This is a genomic window from Haloactinopolyspora alba, assembly GCF_003014555.1.
GTDB classification, from domain to species: Bacteria; Actinomycetota; Actinomycetes; order Jiangellales; family Jiangellaceae; genus Haloactinopolyspora; species Haloactinopolyspora alba.
In genome coordinates, this window is the sequence record NZ_PYGE01000003.1 from 22,401 (window position 1) to 37,223 (window position 14,823).

General features: G+C 72.4%; 11 protein-coding genes. 7 read left to right on the forward strand and 4 right to left on the reverse strand.

Translation table 11 applies throughout. From position 1 onward, the window contains the following. Positions 1-14 precede the first annotated feature (14 nt). Together CLV30_RS04980 and CLV30_RS04985 are read right to left on the reverse strand one after the other, a co-directional pair. The gene (locus CLV30_RS04980) at positions 15-647 is read right to left on the reverse strand and encodes an alpha-ketoglutarate-dependent dioxygenase AlkB (protein ID WP_106536109.1); all 633 of its coding nucleotides are present in this window, start codon (positions 645-647) and stop codon (positions 15-17) included. A gap of 110 nt (positions 648-757) precedes the next feature. Then, positions 758-2,080 carry an NAD(P)/FAD-dependent oxidoreductase gene (locus CLV30_RS04985; RefSeq protein ID WP_106536110.1) on the reverse strand — a complete coding sequence of 441 codons (1,323 nt, stop codon included), beginning with the start codon at positions 2,078-2,080 and terminating at the stop codon, positions 758-760. A 155-nt stretch (positions 2,081-2,235) separates the two neighbouring features. On the opposite strand from CLV30_RS04985, the gene CLV30_RS04990 reads away from it, so the two are divergent. Together CLV30_RS04990 and CLV30_RS04995 are read left to right on the forward strand one after the other, a co-directional pair. Beyond that, the gene (locus tag CLV30_RS04990) at positions 2,236-3,201 is read left to right on the forward strand and encodes an ATP-binding cassette domain-containing protein (RefSeq protein WP_106536111.1); all 966 of its coding nucleotides are present in this window, start codon (positions 2,236-2,238) and stop codon (positions 3,199-3,201) included. Further along, entirely contained in the window at positions 3,198-4,025 is an 828-nt protein-coding gene (locus CLV30_RS04995) for an ABC transporter permease (RefSeq protein WP_106536112.1), read from the forward strand. The genes CLV30_RS04990 and CLV30_RS04995 overlap by 4 nt, the downstream gene beginning before the upstream one ends. Here the strand turns inward: CLV30_RS04995 and CLV30_RS05000 are convergent. Next, positions 4,007-7,192 carry an AfsR/SARP family transcriptional regulator gene (locus CLV30_RS05000; protein WP_106536113.1) on the reverse strand — a complete coding sequence of 1,062 codons (3,186 nt, stop codon included), beginning with the start codon at positions 7,190-7,192 and terminating at the stop codon, positions 4,007-4,009. The two genes, CLV30_RS04995 and CLV30_RS05000, sit on opposite strands and share 19 nt — an antisense overlap. A 144-nt stretch (positions 7,193-7,336) precedes the next feature. Here CLV30_RS05000 and CLV30_RS05005 point away from each other — a divergent pair, with 144 nt between their 5' ends. Both CLV30_RS05005 and CLV30_RS05010 read left to right on the forward strand, forming a co-directional pair. Next, positions 7,337-8,989 carry a DHA2 family efflux MFS transporter permease subunit gene (locus CLV30_RS05005; RefSeq protein ID WP_106536114.1) on the forward strand — a complete coding sequence of 551 codons (1,653 nt, stop codon included), beginning with the start codon at positions 7,337-7,339 and terminating at the stop codon, positions 8,987-8,989. Positions 8,990-9,001: 12 nt separating this feature from the next. Beyond that, a complete protein-coding gene (locus CLV30_RS05010; protein ID WP_106536115.1) occupies positions 9,002-9,610 on the forward strand; it encodes a TetR/AcrR family transcriptional regulator in 609 nt (202 codons plus the stop codon). Between the two features lies 1 nt (position 9,611). Here the strand turns inward: CLV30_RS05010 and CLV30_RS05015 are convergent, their stop codons facing one another. Beyond that, complete coding sequence (locus tag CLV30_RS05015; RefSeq protein ID WP_106536116.1) at positions 9,612-10,451, reverse strand: LLM class F420-dependent oxidoreductase; 840 nt, start codon at positions 10,449-10,451, stop codon at positions 9,612-9,614. Between the two features lie 174 nt (positions 10,452-10,625). Between CLV30_RS05015 and CLV30_RS05020 the strand changes: the two genes are divergently transcribed. Genes CLV30_RS05020 through CLV30_RS05030 form a run of 3 tightly spaced genes read left to right on the forward strand, consistent with a single transcriptional unit; the run spans position 10,626 to position 14,771 of the window. Beyond that, entirely contained in the window at positions 10,626-13,172 is a 2,547-nt protein-coding gene (locus tag CLV30_RS05020; RefSeq protein ID WP_106536117.1) for a polysaccharide lyase family 8 super-sandwich domain-containing protein, read from the forward strand. A gap of 37 nt (positions 13,173-13,209) precedes the next feature. Further along, positions 13,210-13,935, forward strand: a complete 726-nt coding sequence (locus tag CLV30_RS05025; protein WP_106536118.1) for a nucleoside/nucleotide kinase family protein — start codon at positions 13,210-13,212, stop codon at positions 13,933-13,935. A 20-nt stretch (positions 13,936-13,955) separates the two neighbouring features. After that, complete coding sequence (locus tag CLV30_RS05030; protein ID WP_106536119.1) at positions 13,956-14,771, forward strand: alpha/beta fold hydrolase; 816 nt, start codon at positions 13,956-13,958, stop codon at positions 14,769-14,771. Positions 14,772-14,823 lie beyond the last annotated feature (52 nt).

The window sequence follows — 14,823 nt, forward strand, 5'->3', positions numbered from 1 at the left end:
CGGAGGAACGACCGTCAGCGCACTCCGGTCGGGCGGAACTGCACGCTGATGCGCGGGCCGACCGGCTTGGCCGTCTTCGGCACCGCGTGCTCCCACGTGCGCTGGCACGACCCGCCCATGACGAGCAGGTCGCCGTGCCCTCCGGAGAACCGGACCGTCTCACCGCCGCCGCGCGGACGCAGCAGCAACGTACGCGGCTCGCCGACGGAGAGGATCGCCACCATGGTGTCCTGGTGCCGGCCGCGCCCGATGCGATCGCCGTGCCAGGCCACACTGTCGCGGCCGTCGCGATAGAAGCACAGCCCGGCGGTGGTGAACGCCTCGCCCAGTTCCGCGCGGTAGTGCTCGGTCAACGCGTGTTTGGCTGTGTCGAGCAGCGGGTCCGGCAACGGTTCGCCGGCGTCGTAGAAGCGGACCAGCCGCGGCACGTCGACGATGCGCTCGTACATCTCGCGCCGCTCGGCCCGCCACGGCACGCCGGCCGCCAGGCGTTCGAACAGCGCGTCCGACCCGGTGACCCAGCCGCGGCGGAGGTCGACCCACGCACCCGCGCCCAGCTCGGTGCGCTCGACGGCTTCGCCGAGCGCACCGATGCCCGCCGGCTCGGGCGATTGGTCGAGCAAGGACGCCTGAAATGCCACGGACATGCCCCGAACCTACCGCATCTTCGAACTGACGTTCTACCGTCGGTCTCGGGGACGGGCGCGGACGCGAGCTCAGGGCGCGGAATCCGCGGAGCAGTGCTCGAACGGCCGCGTCAGCGGTGTGCGACGTCGACGAATTCCTCTCGCGGCTCGTGCAGCTCGCCCAGCGCGACGATCTCGCGCGGGAACGGCACCGCCAGGGACCAGTCGGCGAGGATCCGCGCCTTCCGGTTGACCGTCGGCATGGTCGACAGGTGGTACAGGCGGTGCAGCAGCCACGCCGGAAAGCCGCGCACCCGGACGCCGTAGATCTCGGCCACGCCGTCGTGCAGTCCGAGAGCGGCGACCGCCCCGGCGTACACGTGCCGGAAGTTCCGCACCGGCCTCCCCCGCAACTGCGCCACCACGTTGTCCGCCAGGACCTTCGCCTGCCGCACCGCGTGCTGGGCCGTCGGCGGGCACACGGCGCCGGGCTCGTCGGCGGTCAGGTCCGGCACGGCGGCGCAGTCGCCGGCGCCGAACACCCGGGGGAACCCCTCGACCTGCAGCGTCGCCTCGCATTGCGCCCGACCGCGCTCGTCCAGCGGCAGGTCCGAGCTCGCGAGCAGCGGATGCGGCGACACCCCGGCGGTCCAGACGATCGTGGCGGCGTCGAAGTGCGTCCCGTCGTCGAGGACGACCGAGCCGTCCTCCATCGACGAGACGGTCGTCCCCAGCCGGACCTCGATGCCACGCTCGCGCAGCTCGCGCGTCGCGTAGGCGGCCAACGAGTCGCCGACCTCGGGCATGATGCGGTCCATCGCCTCGACCAGCACCCACCGCATGTCGGACATGTCGACGGAGCCGTAGAACCGCCGCGCCGCGAACCGGGCCATCTCCTCCAGCCCGCCCAACGCCTCCACGCCGGCGTAGCCGGCCCCGACGAAGACGAACGTCAGCGCCCGGCGGCGCAGCGCCGGGTCGAGCGTGCTTGCCGCCAGGTCCAGCTGCGCCAGCACGTGGTTGCGCAGGTAGATGGCCTCCTCCACGGTGGTGAACCCGACGCCCTGCTCCCGCAGGCCGGGCACCGGCAACGTCCTGGTCACCGAGCCGGGCGCTACCACCAGGACGTCGTAGCTCAACTCCTCGACGTGCCCGTCGCCGACGGTCACCCGGACCGTGCGCCGCGTCGCGTCGATGGCCGTCGCCGTCGCGGTCAGCACCCGGCAGCGGGACAGCAGCTGGCGCAACGGGGCCACCACGTGCCGCGGCTCGACCGAACCGGCGGCCGCGTCCGGCAGCAGCGGCTGGTAGGTCATGTACGGACGCGGGTCGACGACGGTCACCGACGCCTCACCGCGCCGGAGCTTCGCCTGCAGGCGGCGCGCGGCGTACATGCCGGCGTAGCCCGCGCCGATGATCACGACCCGTTGGCGGCCCTCGGCCGTGGCAGTCATCGTCCTCCTCGGGCAGTCGGTGCTGAGCCGTCGGTTCGACCGGTACCCGCGCGCGGCGGAGCGAAACGACGCCGCGCCGCACCCCGCAGCTATGCTGCGTGCCCTGACAGCCGGCTGTGCGCGGTCTGCCAGGTCCGTGCAGCACGCTCGGCGCCATGGACGACTACGCGTTCCGGGCCACCGGCCTGGTCAAACGGTTCGGCAAGACGACGGCTCTCGACGGGATCGACCTCGCCGCGGAGCCGGGCACCGTGCTCGCGGTGCTCGGGCCCAACGGCGCGGGCAAGACGACCGCCGTCCGCGTCCTCGCCACCCTCCTGCGCCCGGACGACGGGACGGCGACGGTCGCCGGCTTCGACGTCGTCGACCAGGCCGACGAGGTGCGGCGGCGGATCGGCCTCACCGGCCAGTACGCCTCCGTCGACGAGGACCTGACCGGCGCGGAGAACCTGACCCTGTTCGGCAGGCTCCTGGACCTGCGCGCGAGCGAGGCGAAGGCCCGGGCGAAGCGGCTGCTCGAGCAGTTCGAGCTCAGCGACGCCGCCGGGCGACGCGTCTCCACCTACTCCGGCGGCATGCGCCGCCGCCTCGACCTGGCCGCGAGCCTGATCGCCCGGCCGGGTGTCGTGTTCCTCGACGAGCCGACCACCGGCCTCGACCCGGGCAAGCGCGAGGAGGTGTGGCAGATGATCCGCTCGATGACGCACGACGGCGGAACGGTCCTGCTCACCACCCAGTACCTGGAGGAGGCCGACGCGCTCGCCGACGACATCACCGTCATCGACCACGGGCGGCTGATCGCGCACGGCACCCCGCCGGAGCTCAAACAGGTGGTCGGCGGGCAGACGGTCGCCGTCCGGCCGGCGGACGCCCGGCACCTCGACCAGGTCGCGACGATCCTCAGCGCGGCCACCGGCCGCACGCCCGACACCGCCGCCCGCGACGTGCTGACCGTTCCCGTCGACGGGGACGCCACGTTCACCGCGATCGTGCGGCGCCTCGAACAGGAGCAGATCGCCGTCACGGAGCTGTCGCTGCGCCTGCCCAGCCTGGACGAGGTCTTCTTCGCGCTCACCGGCCGGCACACCGACGGCGACCACCAGCAGGAGGCAGCAGCATGACCGAGACCCTCACCACCGGCCGGACCGGGCCCGAGGCCACCTCGCGGCGGCGGCCGTACCCGCTGGCCCGGCACAGCCTGGCACTGGCCGGGCGGAGCCTGACGAAGGTGCGCCGCAATCCGGGCCTGTTCATGGACGCGCTGCTGCTGCCGGTCATCTTCCTGCTGCTGTTCGTCTACCTGTTCGGCGGCGCGGTGGCCGGCTCGACGCAGGAGTACCTGCAGTACGTGTTCCCCGGCGTGCTGATGATGACGGCGATCCTCGCCGGCATGACCTCCACCGGTCTCACCATCAACCTCGACATCAAGAAGGGCGTCTTCGACCGGTTCCGGAGCATGCCCATCGGGCGGTCCGCGCCGCTGATCGGCTCGGTGCTCGGTGACGCGATCCGTTACGTCGTCGCGGTGGGCACGCTGTTCGCGTTCGGTTACCTGCTGGGCTTCAGGGTCGAGACCGACCTGCCGTCGGCGCTCGCCGCCGCCGGGCTGGCCATCCTGTTCGGCTTCAGCATCAGCTGGATCAACGTGCTGATCGGTGTGCTGGTCAAGGAGGAGACAGCGGTCACCACCGTCGCGTTCCTGGGCATCTTCCCGCTCGCGTTCGGCACGAACATGGTCGCGCCCACGGAGACGCTGCCCGGCTGGCTACAGGCGTGGGTCGACGTCAACCCGGTGACGCACGCGGTGGAGGCGACGAAGGGACTGCTGCTGGGCGGCGCAGACACTGCCGTGGCGGACGCGGTGACGGCGACGCTGTTGTGGTCGGCGGCGTTCGTGGTGGTGTTCGTGCCGCTGTCGGTGCAGGTCTACCGCCGGCGCGCCTGACGCGTGAGCAGGTCGAGCGCGGCATCGCGATCGGCCCGGCGTCCCCGTCCGTAGGCGGTCTGGAGCTCCGGCTCGCCGAGGTCCGTGCGCAGCCGGTGCTTCACCTCCACGACGTCGGGATTGAGGACGTCGTCGGTGCCGCGCAGCAGATGAGCGGCACCGAGGACCTCGGCGCCGGTGACCGGCTCGCCGGTCTCGACGAGCAGGCGGGCGAGCGCGACACCGACGACGGCGACCAGCGGCATGTCGCGGATCTCGAGCGCACTGTCGAGAGCCGTCGCCACCCGGTCGCGGGACCGGTCGTGCTCGCCCTCGGCGAGGTCGAGGTGGGCGACGGCCGACAGCAGCATCGAGTCGAACAGCGCGTCGTCGGCAGCCCGTGTCCCCTCGAACCCGGCCTGGTACTGCCGCCGTGCCTCGGCGAGGTCGCCGTCGTGCCGGGCCAGGTCGCCGAGGACGATCCTGGACAGCGTGATGTAGCGCGCCGGTATGCCCGCCGACGGCGACACCAGCTCGCTCAGTTCGACGCGCGCCAGTTCGACCTGTCCGGTGAACGCGTGCAGTTGAGCGAGCCACGTGCGCTGTTCGACGGCGGCGTCGCCGGGGTCGAGCTCACAGCGCAACCGGATCGACTCCTCCAGGGCCTCGCCCGCCCGGGCATCGCCGAACATCGTCATGGTCATCGCCAGGATGGTGAGCGAGGTCGTGAGCCCCCAGCGCTCGCCGCACTCGCGGAACTCGGCCGCTGCGACGTCGAGATCACGGCACATCGCCTCCATGTCACCGTCGGCTCCGACGGCCATCGCCCGGATCAGCAGCAGCATCGCGCCCGCCCACGGCTCCGCACCGGTTCGGGCCCGGTCCACCTCGGCGAGCGCCGCCGCCGTGTCGCCGGCGAAGATCTCGATCAGCGGTAGCGCCAGCAGGTGCGCCGGATGTGCGGCGTCACCGTCGTCGTCGCCGGTGCCCTGCCCGGTCCGCAGCGCGGCCACGGCCGCACGCGCTTCGGCATGCACACTCTGCGACACGTCGGCCACGGCGCCGGTGTGCACGGCGTTGAACAGGTAGAAGACGGTCGCGGTCAGCCGGGCCCCGGCCGGCGCGTCGCCGTCGTCCTCCGCCAGCACCCGGCGCAGCCGCGACACCGCGTCGCCGTAGTCGAACTGGATGGTCCAGAACAATCCGAGCGCCGCGCCGAGCCGAACCGCAGTCGCCGAGTCGCCGGCGTCCGCCGCGGACTGCAGTGCGGCGTGCAACGTCTCACGCTCGTCGCGCAGCCGGGCCGCCCACGACACCTGTCCCGGCCCGCGCAGCTGCGGCTCGGCGCGCTCGGCCAGGTCGAGCGCGTAGGCGCGGTGCGCCGCACGCGCGTCGTCGAGCTCGCCGGACTCGACCAGGCGGCGCAGCGCGTACTCGCGGATGGTCTCCAGCATCCGGTACCGGGGCCGCGGCCCGTCGAGCGCCTGCAGCAGCGACTTGTCGACGAGACCGGCGAGCACGTCGATGGTCCCCTCCGTCGCGCCGACGCGCTCGGCGGCCTCGAGCGAGATGGTGGCGGGCAGCACGGCGAGCCGCGCCGCGAACCGCCGCTCGGCGTCGTCGAGCAGATCCCAGCTCCACGCGACGACGTCGTGCAGCGTGCGATGCCGTGCGGGTGCGGTGCGGCTGCCCCGGTTGAGCAGGTCGAACCGCTCCCCCAGCCGGCAGCGCAGGTCGTCGAGCGGCAGTGACCGCAGCCGCGCCGCCGCGAGCTCGAGCGCGAGCGGAAGCCCGTCGAGGCGGCGGCAGATGTCCACGACGGCCTCGACGGTGTGCTCGTCGACGGTGAAGCCCGGGCGCACGGCCGCGGCTCGGCCCGCGAACAGCTGTACCGCCGGTGACGCGGCGGCCTCGCGCACGGACGCGTCCTGCTCGGGCGGTTCGAGCGGCCGCACGTCGAACAGCGACTCACCCGCGACGCCCAGGCGTTCGCGGCTGGTCGCGAGGATGCGCAGCCCCGCGCAGCGGCCGAGGAGGGTGTCGGCCAGCCGGGCCGCCGCGTCGACGACGTGCTCACAGTTGTCGAGCACGATGACGGTGTCGTGCAGCGACAGCGAGTCGACCAGGCGGCTCGTCGCGTCCTCGTGCGTCTCGGCGCGGGTGCGCACGCTCACCTCGCGCAGGCCGAGCGTGTCGACGACCGCGGCCGGAACGTCGGCCGGGTCGGTCAGCGCGGCCAACTCGACCAGCCAGACCCCGCCGGGCACGGCGTCGGTCAATGCCGCTCCGACCGCCGTGGCGAGTCGCGTCTTCCCGGCGCCACCGGGGCCGACCAGAGTGACGAGCCGGTCGTCGGCCAGCCGCTCGCCGACCGCGGCCTCGTCGTCCGCGCGCCCGATCAGCGTCGTCAGGCCGGCACGCAGGTTTCCGCGCCGCTGCGGCGCGGAAACGGGGGCGTCGTCGCGCAGCGCGGCCAGGTGCGCGTCGCTGAGCTCCCGGCCCGGATCCGCGCCGAACTCGTCCGCGAGGCGGCTACGCACGTCCTCGAACGCGGCGAGGGCCTCGGCGCGGCGGCCCCCGGCGGCCAGGGCCCGCACCCGCCTGGCATGCGAGCGCTCCCGCCACGGATGCGCGGCCAGGACCTCGTCCAGCCGAACCAGGACACCGGCGGTGTCGCCGCCCGAGGCCAGTTCGGCGTCGGCGAGGTCCTCGACCGCCGCGACCCGCAGCTCGTCCAGCCGGGCCGCGGCCGGTTCGGCGAACGGCAGCGCGGCGGCGTCGGCCAGCGGCGCCCCGCGCCACAGACCCAGCGCCTCGTGAAGCGGTTTGGCGGCGGCACCGGACTCGCCAGCGGCCAGCAACCGGTGGCCCTCGCGGGCGAGCCGTTCGAACCGGAGCACGTCGACGTCGTCCGGCTCGATGTCGAGGCGGTACCCGCCGGGCTCGGTCCCGATGCCGGCGGCCGGCGCGAGCACCTGCCGCAGCCGCGCGATCAGCGACTGCAGCGCGTTGTCCGGATCGGCAGGACGCGCCTCCGGCCACAGCGCGTCGATCAGCGAGTCGGCCGGGACGACGCGGCCCGCGTCGAGAGACAGCCGCGTCAGCAGCATCCGCAGCCGCGCGCCGCCGACCGCGACGGCCTCGTCACCGTCGGCGACGACGAGCGGGCCCAGGATGCTCACGCGCATGTGCCCACCTTGTCACGCTCGCCGATCCCGGCCGCTTCCGGCGTGACGGAGACCACCCGCCTCCGGGGTTCATTTACGAGACTCCTCCGTCTAGATTTGTTTAACGGAACCAGCGAGTCTCGTAATTCGACCCCGGAGCGGCCCATGTCCACACCACCCGTCACCGCCCCCGGCACCGGGCTGTCCGACCGTGCCTACCGGCGCCGCTGGGCCACGCTCGGTGTGCTCTCCCTCAGCCTCGTGCTCATCGGCATGGACACCACCGTCCTGAACACGGCCCTCCCGACCATGCAGCGCGACCTGTCCGCGTCGGCCAGCGAACTGCAGTGGATCATCGACGCGTACACGCTGGCCTTCGCCGGGCTACTGCTCACCGCCGGCGCATGGGGCGACAAGTACGGCCGCAAGGTCGCCCTCGTCCTCGGGCTGATCGTCTTCGGCGGCGCGTCGGTGTGGGGCGCCACCGCCGACACCGCCGGGTCCGTCATCGCCGCGCGCGCCGTGATGGGCGCCGGCGGCGCGTTGATCATGCCGAGTACGCTGTCGATCCTCATCGACGTCTTCCGCGACCCGGCCGAGCGCAAACGCGCCATCGGCGTCTGGTCGGCGATGGCCGGCATCGGCATCGCCGGCGGCCCGGCGCTGGGCGGCTGGCTGCTCGAGCACTTCTGGTGGGGCTCGGCGCTCATGATCAACGTCCCGATCGTGGGCGTGACGCTGGGCCTCGGACTCTGGCTGGTGCCGGAGTCGCGGGACCGGCGCAGCCCGCGCCTCGACCTGGTGGGCGCCGGGCTGTCCGTCGTGGGCCTGGTCACTCTCGTGTGGTCGCTCATCGAGGCGCCCGAGCGCGGGTGGACCGACGCGGTACCGCTGGGTGGCATGGCGCTCGCCGCCGTCGTGCTGGTCGCCTTCGTGCTGTGGGAGCGCCGGCACCCGGCGCCGATGCTGCCGATCGAGCTCTTCCGGAACCGCCGGTTCAGCATTCCCGCGCTGTCGATCACGCTCGTCTTCTTCGCGATGATGGCCGCGGCGTTCTTCCTGTCCGTCTACCTGCAGACGGTCCTCGGCTACACGCCGCTCGAGGCGGGCCTGCGGATCCTGCCACTGGCCGTCGGCCTGATCGTCGGCGGGCCGACGGCGATGGCCGTGGCGCAGCGCGTGGGCGAGCGCTGGCCGACGGTGCTGGGACTGGTGCTGCTCGCCGTGTCGTTCTGGATCTACGCGGGCACCACGGTCGACAGCGCGTACGCACCGCGCGGGCTCGGCGCGACCATGCTCCTGGGGTTCGGGATGGCCTTCGCGATGGGCCCGGCGACCGAGTCGGTCATGGGGTCGGTCCCGCGCGCCAAGGCCGGCGTCGGCTCCGCGGTCAACGACGCGGTCCGCCAGGTCGGCGGCGCGCTCGGCATCGCCGTACTGATCTCGGTGCTGAACTCCGTCTACTCCGCCGAGATCGACGACAGCGCCGTGAACCTGCCCGGCGCCGCGGCCCACGCCGCCCAGGACAGCATCCAGGGCGCCTACGCCGTCGCCCAGGACCTGCCCGAGGCGCCGGCGGGCCGGCTCGTCGCTGCGGCGGACTCGGCGTTCGTCGAGGCCATGACGGTGACCGTGGTGGTCGCCGCGGTGGTCGTGCTGGCCGGAGCGCTGCTCGCGCTGGTGGCGATGCCCGACCGCGGCAAGGTGCCGGACGCCGACGCCGACGCCGACGACGGCGACGCGGCCGACGGCGACGAGCCCGGCGCGATCGCGGCCGCCGACGGCGACGCCGGGCGCAACGGCGGCCCGATGCGCTAGCGTGCGTGCGACGTGAGCACCTCCGAACCGCCCGCCGACGACGATGAGCCGCGCCGCGGCCGTCCCCGTGACCCGGACGCCGGCCAGCGCATCCTCGACGCCGCCGTGCAGGTACTCCTCGAACGCGGCGCGCAGGCGATGACGGTCGACGCCGTCGCCGAGCGGGCCGGCGTGGGCAAGGCGACCGTGTACCGACGATGGGCCAGCAAGGACGACCTCGCCTACGCCGCCGTGGCGGCGCTGTTCGACCAGGAGGTGCACGTCCCCGACACCGGGTCACTGCTCGGCGACATCACCGAGGTCTTCCGCGACCTGTTGCAACTGACCACCCGCCCCGACGGCGCGGCGTTCTTCCGCACCGCGGCCGTCGAGGCGGGACGGGACTCGCGCATCGCCGAGCTCTACCGGGTCACGCTGGCCAACCGGCTCATGACCAGCAACGTCATCTTCGACCGCGCAGTCGAGCGCGGCGAGCTCGACCCGGACGTCGACCGGCAGATGCTCTTCGACTGGCCGGCCGGGATCCTGCTGCTGCGGATCCTGACCGCGACACCGCTGCCGCGGCCCGAGGACGCGGAGGAGATGGCCCGGCTGACCCTCTACGGCTTCGCCCGCCGGTGATCTACCCGATCTCGCGCAGCCGCGGCAGCAGCGCGGCCGCCTGTTCGGCCTGTTCCTCGATGGCCTTCGCCCGCACGATCAGGATCACGTCGTCGACCCCGGCGCGGGCGTACTGCTCGACGACCGGGACGACGTCGTCGACCGCTCCGTCGAGGGGAAGCTGCACGGTACGCCTGATCTCGGCGGGGTCGCGTCCGACGTCGGCGCAGTGACCGTCGAGCACGCCGGACAACTCCGCGAACTCCTCCGGCCCTCCCCCGCCGAGGGCGTTCCAGACGTCGGCGTACTGCGCGGCTATCCGCAGGGTTCGCTTGCGGCCGTTGCCGCCGATCCAGATCGGCGGGTACGGCTGCTGCAGCGGTTTCGGCTCCGCGACCGCGTCCTCGATCCGGTAGTGCTGCCCGGCGAAGGTGGTCCGCGGCGACGTCCACAGCGAGCGGATGATCCGACACGCCTCGTCGAGCCGGTCGAGGCGCTGGCCGGCCGTCCCGAACTCCAGGTCGAACATGGTGTGCTCGTACTCGGCCCAGGCCCCGCCGATGCCGAACTCCAGGCGGCCGCCCGACAGGTGGTCGACGGTCGTCGCGATCTTCGCCAGCACGCCCGGATGGCGATAGGTGTTGCCGGTGACCATGCACCCGATACGGGTGCGCGTGGTCGTCTCGGCCATCGCGGCCAGCAGCGTCCACGCGTCGAAGATGTCGCCCGTGACGTCGTCGCCGAGCGTCGCGAAGTGGTCCATGTTCCAGCAGTGGTCGAAGCCCGCCTCGTCGGCGATGCGCCAGACGGCGCGGTACTCGTCGATGGTGGCCCGTTGGCTCAGCTTGAGTCCGTATCGCATGGCTCTTTCCTACACCTTGTGAACCCTCGTGATGGGGGCGTGGCTACTGGTGCCATCACCCCAGCAGCCACGCCCCCATCACGAGAAAGGCAAGCTGGTAAACGCTTGCCGACGCCGGGGACGTCTGTTTGACTCCCCGTGTTCCGGTATAGACCTCTTTGAGGGGAGTCACCCGTGGAACTCAGCCGCCGCCGCCTGCTGTCCCTGCTCTCCGCTGCCGGTGTGCTGCCGGTCGTCGCTCCCCGGCTGGCCGGCGCCGCCCCCGCCGCCGACACGTCCCGCCTACTCACCAACACCGTCGCCATGCTCGCCGGGACCGCGCAGTCCAACGCCCGCCCGGAGGTCGCCGGCAGGCTCGCCGCGATCGACCGCACCGCGCGGAACCGGCTCGAGCGGATGGACGCCGCCGGCGACGGCGAACTGTTCTCCGGCGAGCCGCTGGGCCCCAGCAGCTCCAACCTCGCCGCCTCGTTCCGCTACCTGTACCAGATCGCGCTGGCCACCCGGACGTCCGGCGGCACCGCGTCGGACCTGGACGGCAACGTCGACGTCCAGCGCCGCGTCCTCGACGCCCTGGTCCGGCTGCACGAGAACTACTACGGCGACCAGTCCCAGGGCTACTACGGCAACTGGTACCACTGGGAGATCGGCATCTCCACCGAGGTCACCCGGACACTGGTGCTGCTGTCCGAGCAGGTGCGGCAGTACCGCCCGGAACTGGTGGCGACCTACGTCACCTCCATGGACGCGTACCTGCGCAACGGCACCGACGGCGACGTGGACCTCGACTCGCGCTTCCACACCGGCGCGAATCTCGCCGACATCACCACCAACCGGATCCTGCAGGGCGCCCTGCTCGGCGACGACGCCCGCATCGACAAGGCGATCCGGGACCAGCTCACCGTCTTCGCCACCATCGACCCGTACAACCTGAAGCACGGCGTCACCGACGGCTACTACGCCGACGGGTCGTTCATCCAGCACCACTCGGTCGCCTACACCGGCTCGTACGGCAAGGCGCTGCTCAGCCGCGTGGTCCAGACGATGAAGATCCTCGACGGCAGCGGCTTCGCCGACGGCGACGCGCTCGTGCCGGTCGTGCAGGGATGGGTCGCGGACGGGTTCGCCCCGCTGATCTTCGAGGGCTGGATGATGGAGATCGTCAAGGGCCGCGCGGTCTCCAGGACGCGGACCGGCTACGCCGACGTGGCCGTCGTGCTCGAGGCGGTCGTCGACCTGGCGTCATACGCCGGCGGTACCGACGCCGCGGCGCTGAAGAGCTACGTGAAGTTCATCCGCGCGACGTCGCGGGCGTCGCTCGACCCGGCGAGGTTCGACTCGCCGGTCAGCATCGCACGCTACGCCGACATCATCGACGACGACACCGTCGAGCCCGCCGACCTCAACCCGTCCGCGCGCAGCGTCGCCTTCAACGCCATGGACAAGAACGTGCACCGCCGCCCCGGCTACGCGTTCGCGCTGTCGCGCAGCTCGGACCGGATCAGCAAGTACGAGTACATGCTGGGCGAGAACCTGATGCCGTGGTTCCAGGGCGACGGCGCGCACTACCTGTACCTCTCGGGCGCGGACCAGACCGAGGCGTTCGGCGTCGACTACTACACGACGGTCTCGCCGTACGGGCTCGCCGGCGTCACCGCTCCGGTCGAGCAACGCCGGACCATCCCGGAGCTGTACGGAACCCAGCACTACGACAACCCGGACCACCCGCTGGAGTTCACGCCCGCGTCGGAGTCGCAGAACACCTACGTGTACTTCCCGCGCGGCACGAACCGCCTCTCCGGCGGCGCCACCCTGGACGCGTACGGCGTCGCCGCGCTGGTGCAGTCCGACGACGTCGCCTATGCGCACAAGCAGCAGGGCATCCTGCCGGACGACTTCGTCGTGTACCGCAACGCGACGGCGACGAAGTCGTGGTTCATGCTCGACGACGAGATCGTCGTGCTGGCCGCCGGTGTCGGCGATCCGGCGGGACGGGCCGTCACCACGACCGTGGACGCGCGCATCGCACTGCCGTCCGACGAGCTCGCGGTCACGGGTGCGCGGCGCGACGGCGGCGCATGGACGGGCACCGGCGAGGGACACCTCCGGTGGCTGCGCTTCGCCAACGACACGCAGGGCACCGCCGTCGGCTACACGTTCCTCGACGACGTCTCCGCGCGGGTGACGCTCGACGAGGTCACCCGCAGCCGCCGCGTCGTGCGCGAGTCGAACCCGGACACCGACGTCACCCGGAACGTCTTCGGCATCACGGTCGACCACGCGGCCGGCGCCGCGCCGTCCGCACTGGCCTACGCCCTGGTTCCCGGCGCCTCGGCCCGGCTGCTGGAGTCCTACGCCGACGGCCGGCTCGGGGTCGTCGCGAACCGGCCGGAGATCCAGGCGGTGAAGCACACCGGCCTGGGCCTGGTCGCGGCCAACGTGTTCGCGGCCGGGCGGCACGAGGCGGCGGGGGTGAGCGTCGACGGTCCCGCGTCGGTCATCGTGCGCACCCGCGCGGACCGGGTGCGCACCGTCGCCGTGTCCGACCCGACCATGGACCGCGACACCGTCTCGGTGCTGCTGCGCGGCCGGCCGATGACGGCGATCTCACCGGGCCGGCACGTCCACGTCGATCGGGTCGCGGGCGGCACTCTGCTGGAGTTCGACACACACCAGGCCTATGGCCGCAGCTTCGAGATCACCCTCCGCCACGACGGCTGAGGGCGTGTCCGACGAGTCCGGGGAATAGGTTGAGTCCATGGGACCGCAGCCGGCAGCCGTGCACCACTCGTCCTCGACCTGGCAGCAGCCGTACCCGCCGTTCGCGTCCGCCGAGCGCGAGGTGCTGGTGGCCGACGTCGCCGGGCGCATCCTGGCCCTCGGCACCGGCCGGCTGCTGGTCGGCGTCGACGGCTTCACGGCGTCGGGCAAGACCAGCTTCGGGCACGAACTGGCCGCGCGGATCAGTGCCGTGGGGCGTCCGGTGCTGCGCGCGACCCTGGACGACTTCAAGCGGCCATGGGGCGAACGGCATCTGTACGACCGCGAGTCGGGCGAGGGCTACTACCGCAACGCCTACGACTACGACGCCGTCAAGCGGCTCCTGCTCGAGCCCTGCCGCTCACCGGACGCACCATCGTGCGCGCTGTGCAGCATCGACCCGCTCACGCAGCAGGAGCACTCGGCGTCCACCACGCCGGTCGCCTCGGATGCCGTGCTGATCGTGGACGGCGTGTTCGCGTTCCGTCCGGAGATCGACGGGTACTGGGACTTCCGCATCTGGCTGGACACGGATGCGGAGCTGTCCGTGCAGCGGGGCGCCGAGCGCGACCAGGACTGGGCCGCGTCCGAGGCGGAGGCGCTGCACCGCGACCGCTATCGAGTGGCGGAGGGCATCTATCTGGAGGAGGTCCGGCCGCTGGCGATGGTGGACATCGTCATCGACAACGCGGCGTTCGCCGCCCCGCGCATCATCGTGCCCTGATCAGGTGGAGGAGGTCGGAGATGCCGGACTGGCAGCTGTCACGCACGTTCGACTCCCCGCAGGGAGCGATCCGGTGGGACCGCTTCGGCTCCGGAACCCCGATCGTCCTGCTGCACGGCACGCCGAACTGGTCGTTCCTGTGGCGCAACGTCGTGCCGACGTTGTCCGCGCAGCACACGGTGTACGTGTTCGACTGGCCGGGCTTCGGCTGGTCGGACAGGTTCGCCGGCCAGAACATCTCCTGGGACGAGCAGGCCCGCCGGCTGCCCGAGCTGTTCACCCACTGGGGCCTCCACGCGCCCACGGTCGTGGCCTTCGATTTCGCGCCCGTCTTCGCGCTGCGCGCGCACTTCTTCGAAGGGCTGGAGATCGGCGCTCTCGTGCTGGCCGACGCGGCAGTGATCCCGCCGTTCGTCAGCGACTTCTCGCGGCTCGCGCGCGAGAACATCGCGACGATGCGGCTGCTGCCCACCCACATCGCGGAGGCCGCGATCGCCGCGCACCTGCGCCGGACCACGTACCACCCGATGCCGCCCGACGTCCTGGACGGCTACCTCGCGCCGTGGCGTGGCGACGACGGCGTGGCCGCCTACTGGCGTGCCGTCGCCCGGTACGACGAGGACCTGGCCGCGCCGCTGGTGCCCCGGCTCGGACAGCTCACCATGCCGGTGCGGCTGCTGTGGGGAGCCGCCGACGCGTGGCTCCCCCTGGACAAGGCGCACCAGCTGGCCGCGGCGATCCCCGGGGCGTCGCTGCGGCTCATCCCCGAGGCCGGGCACTTCTCCCCGGAGGACGCGCCGGACGCGTTCGCCCGCGAGGTCCTCGCCTTCCCGTGATCATCAACGATCGTCCGTGTCATGGGCACTGAGGATCGTTGATGATCACGGG

What these genes read in the sequence shown, in the direction of transcription:
- CLV30_RS05015 (WP_106536116.1), bottom strand. Translation starts at nt 10,451, where the DNA reads ATGCGATACGGACTCAAGCTGAGCCAACGGGCCACCATCGACGAGTAC.
- CLV30_RS05025 (WP_106536118.1), top strand. Translation starts at nt 13,210, where the DNA reads ATGGGACCGCAGCCGGCAGCCGTGCACCACTCGTCCTCGACCTGGCAG.
- CLV30_RS04985 (WP_106536110.1), bottom strand. Translation starts at nt 2,080, where the DNA reads ATGACTGCCACGGCCGAGGGCCGCCAACGGGTCGTGATCATCGGCGCG.
- CLV30_RS04980 (WP_106536109.1), bottom strand. Translation starts at nt 647, where the DNA reads ATGTCCGTGGCATTTCAGGCGTCCTTGCTCGACCAATCGCCCGAGCCG.
- CLV30_RS05000 (WP_106536113.1), bottom strand. Translation starts at nt 7,192, where the DNA reads ATGCGCGTGAGCATCCTGGGCCCGCTCGTCGTCGCCGACGGTGACGAG.
- CLV30_RS05005 (WP_106536114.1), top strand. Translation starts at nt 7,337, where the DNA reads ATGTCCACACCACCCGTCACCGCCCCCGGCACCGGGCTGTCCGACCGT.
- CLV30_RS05030 (WP_106536119.1), top strand. Translation starts at nt 13,956, where the DNA reads ATGCCGGACTGGCAGCTGTCACGCACGTTCGACTCCCCGCAGGGAGCG.
- CLV30_RS04990 (WP_106536111.1), top strand. Translation starts at nt 2,236, where the DNA reads ATGGACGACTACGCGTTCCGGGCCACCGGCCTGGTCAAACGGTTCGGC.
- CLV30_RS04995 (WP_106536112.1), top strand. Translation starts at nt 3,198, where the DNA reads ATGACCGAGACCCTCACCACCGGCCGGACCGGGCCCGAGGCCACCTCG.